This is a genomic window from Kurthia huakuii LAM0618 (assembly GCF_000505545.1).
GTDB lineage: Bacteria > Bacillota > Bacilli > Bacillales_A > Planococcaceae > Kurthia > Kurthia huakuii.
The window spans coordinates 67,804-75,776 of sequence record NZ_AYTB01000021.1 but is presented as its reverse complement, the minus strand read 5'-3'; the positions used below and the strand labels follow the sequence as shown (position 1 = coordinate 75,776).

The window sequence follows — 7,973 nt, the reverse complement described above, 5'->3', positions numbered from 1 at the left end:
GGGGGGACGCAGTAGGATAGGGTAAGCGCGCTGTTGGTTATGCGCGTCTAAGCAGTGAGGTGTGAGTGTAGGCAAATCCGCACTCTTTAACATTGAGCTGTGATAGCGAAGCTCTTAGAGCGAAGTTCCTGATTTCACACTGCCAAGAAAAGCCTCTAGCGAGGTGAGAGGTGCCCGTACCGCAAACCGACACAGGTAGTCGAGGAGAGAATCCTAAGGTGAGCGAGAGAACTCTCGTTAAGGAACTCGGCAAAATGACCCCGTAACTTAGGGATAAGGGGTGCTCTGGTAGGGTGCAAGCCCGAGAGAGCCGCAGTGAATAGGCCCAAGCGACTGTTTATCAAAAACACAGGTCTCTGCTAAACCGTAAGGTGATGTATAGGGGCTGACGCCTGCCCGGTGCTGGAAGGTTAAGAGGATTGGTTAGCGCAAGCGAAGCTGAGAATTGAAGCCCCAGTAAACGGCGGCCGTAACTATAACGGTCCTAAGGTAGCGAAATTCCTTGTCGGGTAAGTTCCGACCCGCACGAAAGGCGTAACGATTTGGGCACTGTCTCAACGAGAGACTCGGTGAAATTATAGTACCTGTGAAGATGCAGGTTACCCGCGACAGGACGGAAAGACCCCATGGAGCTTTACTGTAGCTTGATATTGAATTTTGATACATTTTGTACAGGATAGGTAGGAGCCTGAGAGACCGGAACGCCAGTTTCGGTGGAGGCGTTGTTGGGATACTACCCTAAATGTATTGAACTTCTAACCCGCACCCCTTATCGGGGTGGGAGACAGTGTCAGGCAGACAGTTTGACTGGGGCGGTCGCCTCCTAAAAGGTAACGGAGGCGCCCAAAGGTTCCCTCAGAATGGTTGGAAATCATTCGCAGAGTGTAAAGGCACAAGGGAGCTTGACTGCGAGACCTACAAGTCGAGCAGGGTCGAAAGACGGGCTTAGTGATCCGGTGGTTCCGCATGGAAGGGCCATCGCTCAACGGATAAAAGCTACCCTGGGGATAACAGGCTTATCTCCCCCAAGAGTCCACATCGACGGGGAGGTTTGGCACCTCGATGTCGGCTCATCGCATCCTGGGGCTGTAGTCGGTCCCAAGGGTTGGGCTGTTCGCCCATTAAAGCGGTACGCGAGCTGGGTTCAGAACGTCGTGAGACAGTTCGGTCCCTATCCGTCGTGGGCGTAGGAAATTTGAGAGGAGCTGTCCTTAGTACGAGAGGACCGGGATGGACACACCGCTGGTGTACCAGTTGTCTTGCCAAAGGCATCGCTGGGTAGCTATGTGTGGACGGGATAAGTGCTGAAAGCATCTAAGCATGAAGCCCCCCTCAAGATGAGATTTCCCATTACGCAAGTAAGTAAGACCCCTGAAAGACGATCAGGTAGATAGGTTCGAGATGGAAGTATGGCGACATACGGAGTTGACGAATACTAATAGGTCGAGGACTTAACCAAATATACTTTCATGTCACAATTTTATCCAGTTTTGAAAGAACAATTCTTTCAAGGAACTTACGCTAAGTTCACAACGTCCATGTTGTAACGCGTAAGTCAGTACATCCTTGTACGTAAGTCTAGTGATGATGGCAAAGAGGTCACACCTGTTCCCATGCCGAACACAGTAGTTAAGCTCTTTAGCGCCGATGGTAGTTGGGGGTTTCCCCCTGCGAGAGTAGGACGTTGCTAGGCACACGAAGTACCGATTTTTATCGGTGCTTTTTTTTGTGCAAATTCACAGTTAACGGTATAATTATAAAAGATGATCGAATTATATAAGAATAATTAATTTTAAAGACATAAATAATCTTCATGTATAAGATTCCCTATGTTTTATGAAAAGAATGCTTAAATAAAGCGTTACCATTCCAAAGCCATGATAATTAGGAATACTTTGAATACTCTTTCTTTTCTTAATATCTTGACACATAGCCTCTCTGCTTGATAACCTTACAAATAACATATTTTCAAACAGGAGGAGTTATTAAACATGTGGGAAACGAAATTTGCCAAAGAAGGCTTAACATTTGACGACGTATTATTAGTACCAGCACACTCAGAGGTATTACCAAAAGAAGTAAACCTAGGTGTCCAATTAACACCAAAGATTAAACTAAACATTCCTTTAGTAAGTGCGGGTATGGATACAGTTACAGAAGCATCAATGGCGATTGCTATGGCGCGACAAGGCGGCTTAGGCATCATTCACAAAAACATGTCAGTGGAGGAACAAGCTGATCACGTTGAACGCGTAAAACGTTCTGAAAATGGCGTTATCACAAATCCATTCTTTTTAACACCTTCACACCAAGTATTCGATGCGGAACATTTAATGGGCAAATACAAAATCTCAGGTGTTCCAATCGTAAACAATGAAGAAGATTTAACTTTAGTTGGTATCATTACAAACCGTGACTTACGTTACATTTCAGATTACTCATTACAAATTGCAGATGTTATGACGAAAGAAGACTTAATCACAGCTCCTGTAGGTACAACTTTAGAAGAAGCTGAAAAAATTCTTCAACAACATAAAATCGAAAAATTACCTTTAGTTGATAAAGAAGGTATGTTAAAAGGTTTAATCACAATCAAAGATATTGAAAAAGTAATCGAATATCCAAATGCAGCAAAAGATGAATTTGGTCGTCTTTTAGTTGGTGCAGCTGTTGGTGTTACAGCAGACGCAGTAAAACGTATCGAAAAATTAGTGGAAGCCCAAGTAGATGTTATCGTTATCGATACAGCGCATGGCCATTCAGAAGGCGTAATCAACTCTGTAAAAGCTATCCGCGATCGTTTCCCAGAAATCGCAATCATCGCTGGTAACGTAGCAACTGCTGAAGGTGCTGCCGCATTATTCGATGTTGGTGTAGACGTTGTCAAAGTTGGTATCGGACCTGGTTCTATTTGTACAACTCGTGTAGTTGCTGGTGTTGGTGTACCTCAAATTACAGCAGTTTATGACTGTGCTACAGTTGCTCGTGAACGCGGTAAAGCAATTATCGCTGATGGCGGTATCAAGTACTCTGGCGACGTTGTAAAAGCTCTTGCAGCTGGTGGTAATGCAGTAATGCTTGGTTCATTACTTGCAGGTACTTCTGAATCACCTGGGGATACTGAAATCTTCCAAGGTCGTCGCTTCAAAGTTTACCGCGGTATGGGTTCACTTGGCGCAATGGAAAAAGGTTCAAAAGACCGTTACTTCCAAGAAGATGCAAAAAAATTAGTGCCAGAAGGTATCGAAGGTCGTCTTCCTTACAAAGGACCTCTAGCTGATACAGTATACCAACTTGTTGGTGGTATCCGTGCTGGTATGGGTTACTGCGGTGCTCCTGATTTACAACACCTACGCGACCACTCACAATTCGTTCGCATGACTGGTGCAGGTTTACGTGAGTCTCACCCACATGACGTACAAATTACTAAAGAAGCTCCAAACTACTCAATCTAATTAAATTTTATAAAGCAGGTATCGCAACAATACGCGATGCCTGCTTTTTTGTATGGCGGATTTGATACAATGTTCTATTTCAATCTATGATAAAATGAGAAATATAACTACAAAGATTGATGGAGGGTATAGCGTTGAAAAAATGGTGGAAAGCAGCATCTATGCACGTGTTAATGGCGTTCGCATTAGTTGTAAGTATGTTGACGATGAGTGTTACTTCTGCAAGTGCTAAAAGCGATGAGCCGAATGTATTAGCAAAAGCAGCAATTATTATTGATGCAGATAGCGGTAAAATCTTGTATGAGAAAAATGCCAATAAAGCGCTTGGTATTGCCAGTATGTCTAAGATGATGACGGAATATATTTTGCTCGACAAAATTAAAGCAGGGGAAATTTCTTGGGATGATAAATACAATGTATCGAAATATGCGTATAAAATTTCACATGATACAGAATTAAGTAATGTGGCACTACGCGAAGATGGTGTATACACTGTACGCGAGCTATACGAGGCGATGGCGATTTATTCTGCGAATGCGGCGACAATTGCATTAACAGAAGTAATGGCAGGTTCTGAGAAGAAATTCTTACCTTTAATGAATAAAAAAGCAGAAGAACTTGGGCTTGAAAAATATACATTTTATAATGCGACAGGTTTGAATAATTCACAGCTTCAAAATATGCATCCAAAAGGCACACCAAAAAAAGGTGAAAATAAAATGCCTGCTAAAGAAGTAGCAAAGCTGTCATATGCATTATTAAAGGCACACCCTGAAGTACTAGAAACAGCAAGTGTGTTAAAAAAGACATTCGCTAAAGGAACAAAAGATGCGATTCCAATGGAAAACTGGAATTACATGCTAAAGGGTGGTAAATACGAATATAACGGCGTGGACGGCTTAAAAACAGGTTCTACAGATTATGCAGGACAATGTTTCGCTGCCACAGCAAAACGTGGGGACATGCGAGTTATCGCGATTGTGATGGACGCTAAAGAGAAAAATGGCGACAGTACGTATAAAGCACGTTTCGATGCGACAAAAGTGCTGTTAGATTACGCCTTTGATAATTTTGAAAAACAAACCGTATTAGCAAAAAATACGACATTTAAAAACCAACAAACAATTGAAGTGAAAAATGGTAAAGAAAAAACCGTTAAAATTCAAGCAACAACACCCATTGAAATGGTTGTGAATAAAAATGATACGAAGACAATGAAGCCGAAACTTGTCTTAGATCATTCATCGATTTCAGCACCTGTTAAAAAAGGCGTCGTTGTTGGCCATGTAGAAATTAACGGTGATAAATATGGCTACATTACGCCAACTGAATTAACGTCGGATGTTGTAACAACGACGAGTGCTTCGGAACGTGGTTGGTTATCAAAAGGCTTTACCGGTCTTGGCGATTTCTTTAAAAATGTTTGGAATAAAGTATTTTAATAAAATAAAAAAGGAGGAATCACACTACGGTGCGATTTCTCCTTTTTTTAATCCCCACAATGCAAATAATGTCTCAATCGTTTGAGCAATGCATTGTTCATCAATTCCACCAAATCCTAGCAATAGATGTTGATCGTAGCGAGCATCTTCTTTTAACATATATTGAGATAATGGTGAAATACGAATATACGCCGCTTTAGCTTGTGTACTCAATTGTGCTGCTGTAAGGTCATGCTTAACGGTTAATGCAACATGCATCCCAGCTTGCTCACCAGAAATATTGACAGCATCATACTGCGCAATCGCCTCCGTCAATTTTTCGAGTTTTTTACGATAAATTTTACGCATTCGATTTAAATGCTTTGAAAAATGGCCATCGCGCATAAATTGTGCCAAAATATGCTGTTCAAAACGCGGAACCGTACACGTATAGTATGTAAATAACGCGTGATAGCGTGGCATGAGCTTTTCAGGTAGCACGAAATAGGCAATGCGCAGCGACGGCATAAGCGATTTTGAAAATGTACTTAAATAAATGACTTTTTGCTGATGATCTAGTCCTTGAAGTGAAGGGATTGGCTTGCCGATATAACGAAATTCACTATCATAATCATCTTCGATAATATAGCGATTTGCTTGATAGCTCGCCCATTGTAAAAGTTGTGCGCGGCGAGGGGCTGATAAAATCGCGCCAGTCGGGAATTGATGCGATGGCGTCACATAGGCGATATTCGCATCACTTTTTTCAAGTTCCGTCACGTCGAGCCCGTCATCATCAATGCGAATAGGCAAACTGCGCTGACCATACTGTCCAATAATATGGTGTGTCATTTGATAACCGGGATTTTCAAGGGCATAGACATTGTAATCGCCAAGAATTTGCAAAATCATTGGAATCAATTGTTCTGTACCTGAGCCAACGACAATTTGTTCGGGGCGACAATGGACGCCGCGCGATTGATATAAATAACTCGCGATTTCTTTACGCAGTGCGTATTCACCTTGCGCAGAACCGGCTAACAATAAATTTTGTTGCTGCTCATCAACAGCATCTTTTGCATAACGTCGCCACGTTGAAAATGGGAACGATGCGGTGTCGATGCGACCAGGACTAAAATCGATATCATAACGCGGTGCAGATGGTTTTTCTTCAGGGACAACAACGGCCTTATCAATGTATGGTAATGTCGCAATGTCTTCGACAAAAAAACCAATGCGTGGCTTGGATACAATATACCCTTCTGCAAGCAATTGTCCATAGGCAAGTTCAATTGTCGTTTGGCTAATCATTAAAAAATCAGCTAATTTTCGCTTTGATGGTAATTTTTTTTCGACCGGAATAGAGCCGTCTACAATGCCTTTTTTGATAGCGTCGTAAAGCTGTTCATAGAGCGGTTCTGTGGCATTTTTATCCAGTTCAAACATAAGCATATCCATAGCCTTTTCCTCCTCTGACCTTATAAAAAATAAGAAAACTGAATATTTCGAAATAGTCAAAACTCTTTTACTATGATAGCACAAAGATGTTAAGGGGGAAATAACATGATTCAAACAGGTGTAGATGCAGTAAAACGTGGGATGGCACAAATGCAAAAGGGTGGCGTCATTATGGACGTCATTAATGCCGAGCAAGCAAAAATCGCTGAAGCGGCTGGTGCAACAGCGGTTATGGCATTGGAGCGCGTACCATCAGATATTCGTAAAGCAGGTGGCGTGGCGCGCATGGCGGACCCACGCATTATGGAAGAGGTTATGAATGCGGTATCGATTCCGGTTATGGCGAAAGCGCGTATTGGTCATATCGTTGAGGCGCGCGTTTTAGAATCAATGGGTGTCGATTACATAGATGAAAGTGAAGTGCTGACACCAGCAGATGAAGAGTATCACTTACTAAAAAGTGATTTCAGTGTGCCATTCGTTTGTGGCTGTCGCGATTTAGGCGAAGCGGCGCGTCGTATTGGTGAAGGTGCAGCAATGCTTCGTACAAAAGGTGAGCCTGGAACGGGTAATATCGTCGAAGCGGTACGTCACTTACGCCAAGTGAATGCGCAAGTGCGTCAAGTTGTGAGTATGCCAAAAGATGAGTTGATGACACTCGCTAAAAATTTAGGCGCACCATTTGAAGTATTATTACAAATTCAAGCGCTAGGTCGTTTACCGGTCGTAAACTTTGCAGCAGGCGGCGTTGCAACACCAGCAGATGCGGCATTGATGATGGAGTTAGGTGCAGATGGCGTCTTCGTTGGTTCTGGTATTTTCAAATCAGAAAACCCAGAGAAATTTGCGAAGGCTATTGTGCAAGCGACGACACACTACCAAGACTATGCGCGTATCACAGAACTTTCAAAAGAATTAGGCGCACCGATGAAAGGAATCGACGTTACGAGCATGCCGTTTGAACAACGTATGCAGGAGCGTGGTTGGTAATGAAAATTGGCGTTTTAGCATTACAAGGTGCGGTTGCCGAGCATGCAGCAGCTATCGAGGCAGTTGGAGCCGAAGCGGTCGCTGTAAAAACGGCTGCGCAACTAGAAGCGCTTGATGGGCTTGTGTTACCGGGCGGTGAAAGTACAGCAATGCGCCGCTTAATTGCAGGAGCGAATATGCTCGAAGCACTACAGGTATTTGCCGCACAAAAACCGGTATTTGGTACGTGTGCTGGGCTGATTTTATTAGCGCGAGATGTTGAAAATGACGCGCCTCATATTGGGGCGATGAATATTACAGTTGCGCGCAATTCATTTGGCCGTCAAATCGATAGTTTTATTACGGATTTAGATGTTCAAGGTACGAAGGTATCAGCGGTTTTCATTCGTGCACCACATATTACGGCAGTAGGTGACGGTGTTGAAGTACTGGCAACATTTGACGGGCGAATTGTCCTCGCGCGAGATGGACATTTACTCGGTTGTGCGTTTCATCCGGAGCTTACAGAGAACCGTTATGTTTTCGGATTATTTCTCGAAATGGTCAAAAAAAGTGCGTCTGCGAGACTTGCATCGCATGAAAATGTGTTGTAAAGTATGGGTAACTTAACATTTAACACGATGATAGGAAGTAGTAACGAATCCGTTTT

At 43.1% G+C, this 7,973-nt stretch carries 5 protein-coding genes, 2 rRNA genes and 1 other annotated feature (1 of these 8 running past the window's edge); of the genes, 6 read left to right on the top strand and 1 reads right to left on the bottom strand.

The features are described 5' to 3' along the window. The 4 genes from V514_RS0117455 to V514_RS0117440 form a co-directional block, all read left to right on the top strand. Positions 1 to 1,459, top strand: a 23S ribosomal RNA gene (locus tag V514_RS0117455); the annotation flags it as partial. 118 nt (positions 1,460 to 1,577) lie between these two features. After that, a 5S ribosomal RNA gene (gene rrf / locus V514_RS0117450) occupies positions 1,578 to 1,693 on the top strand. A 298-nt stretch (positions 1,694 to 1,991) separates the two neighbouring features. Continuing rightward, positions 1,992 to 3,455 (top strand): IMP dehydrogenase, encoded by a 1,464-nt coding sequence (gene guaB / locus V514_RS0117445; RefSeq protein ID WP_029501116.1) that lies wholly within the window; start codon positions 1,992 to 1,994, stop codon positions 3,453 to 3,455. Between the two features lie 134 nt (positions 3,456 to 3,589). Then, positions 3,590 to 4,897, top strand: a complete 1,308-nt coding sequence (locus tag V514_RS0117440; RefSeq protein ID WP_029501115.1) for a D-alanyl-D-alanine carboxypeptidase family protein — start codon at positions 3,590 to 3,592, stop codon at positions 4,895 to 4,897. 24 nt (positions 4,898 to 4,921) lie between these two features. Here the strand turns inward: V514_RS0117440 and pdxR are convergent, their stop codons facing one another. After that, positions 4,922 to 6,334, bottom strand: coding sequence for a MocR-like pyridoxine biosynthesis transcription factor PdxR (gene pdxR, locus V514_RS0117435; protein WP_029501114.1), 1,413 nt, complete (start codon positions 6,332 to 6,334; stop codon positions 4,922 to 4,924). Between the two features lie 105 nt (positions 6,335 to 6,439). On the opposite strand from pdxR, the gene pdxS reads away from it, so the two are divergent. Together pdxS and pdxT are read left to right on the top strand one after the other, a co-directional pair. Further along, positions 6,440 to 7,324 (top strand): pyridoxal 5'-phosphate synthase lyase subunit PdxS, encoded by an 885-nt coding sequence (pdxS, locus tag V514_RS0117430; RefSeq protein ID WP_200864048.1) that lies wholly within the window; start codon positions 6,440 to 6,442, stop codon positions 7,322 to 7,324. Next, complete coding sequence (pdxT, locus tag V514_RS0117425; protein WP_029501112.1) at positions 7,324 to 7,917, top strand: pyridoxal 5'-phosphate synthase glutaminase subunit PdxT; 594 nt, start codon at positions 7,324 to 7,326, stop codon at positions 7,915 to 7,917. The genes pdxS and pdxT overlap by 1 nt, the downstream gene beginning before the upstream one ends. Before the next feature lie 18 nt (positions 7,918 to 7,935). Continuing rightward, positions 7,936 to 7,973: a binding site (T-box leader), on the top strand; it runs 177 nt beyond the window's last position.

Coding starts and splice junctions, on each gene's coding strand:
- guaB (WP_029501116.1), top strand. CDS start 1,992: ATGTGGGAAACGAAATTTGCCAAAGAAGGCTTAACATTTGACGACGTA.
- pdxR (WP_029501114.1), bottom strand. CDS start 6,334: ATGGATATGCTTATGTTTGAACTGGATAAAAATGCCACAGAACCGCTC.
- pdxS (WP_200864048.1), top strand. CDS start 6,440: ATGATTCAAACAGGTGTAGATGCAGTAAAACGTGGGATGGCACAAATG.
- pdxT (WP_029501112.1), top strand. CDS start 7,324: ATGAAAATTGGCGTTTTAGCATTACAAGGTGCGGTTGCCGAGCATGCA.